Annotated in this window: 1 protein-coding gene; it reads left to right on the forward strand. The window is 70.3% G+C overall.

The annotated features are described in order from the left end of the window. Nucleotides 1-99 precede the first annotated feature (99 nt). Nucleotides 100-646 (forward strand): transposase (locus HW578_RS27405; RefSeq protein WP_198373833.1); only part of this gene is annotated, 547 nt, incomplete at its 3' end.

A 646-nucleotide genomic window follows, 5' to 3' on the forward strand; every position in this document is an offset into this window, starting at 1 on the left:
TTGGGGTCGTGTCCCCGTCCGTGTTGTAGGAGGCGGCCACCGCGGTGAACCTGGGTAGGGTTGAGTTGCGAGCTGCAACCCCTGCCCTGGAACCCCACGATGACCGAGCAAGAGACTGCCCTTCGCGACCTTCTGGCGAAAGGGACGGATGCCTCCTTCCTGCGCGAGATGATCGGGTTCGCGGCCGAGCGGCTGATGGAGCTGGAGGTCGGCGGGATGACCGGCGCCGCCCATGGCGAGCGCAGCCCGGACCGCCTGGTGCAGCGCAACGGTTACCGCCAGCGGGACTGGGAGACGCGCGCGGGCACGGTGGAGCTGCGCATCCCGAAGCTGCGGCGCGGCTCCTACTTCCCGTGCTTCCTCGAGCCCCGCCGGACCGCCGAGAAGGCGCTCGTGGCGGTGATCCAGGAGGCCTACGTCCACGGCGTCTCGACGCGGGCGGTGGACGACCTGGTGCAGGCCATGGGCGCGTCGGGCATCAGCAAGAGCCAGGTCAGCCGGCTCTGCGCCGAACTCGATGAGCGGGTCGGTGCCTTCCTCTCCCGCCCGATCGAGGGCGAGTGGCCCTACCTCTGGCTCGATGCCACCTATGTCCGTGTCCGCCAGGCGGGGCGGATCGTCTCCGTGGCCGCCACCATCGCGGTCG

Origin of the sequence: Roseomonas rosulenta (genome assembly GCF_016106005.1) — a bacterium.
GTDB lineage: Bacteria > Pseudomonadota > Alphaproteobacteria > Acetobacterales > Acetobacteraceae > Neoroseomonas > Neoroseomonas rosulenta.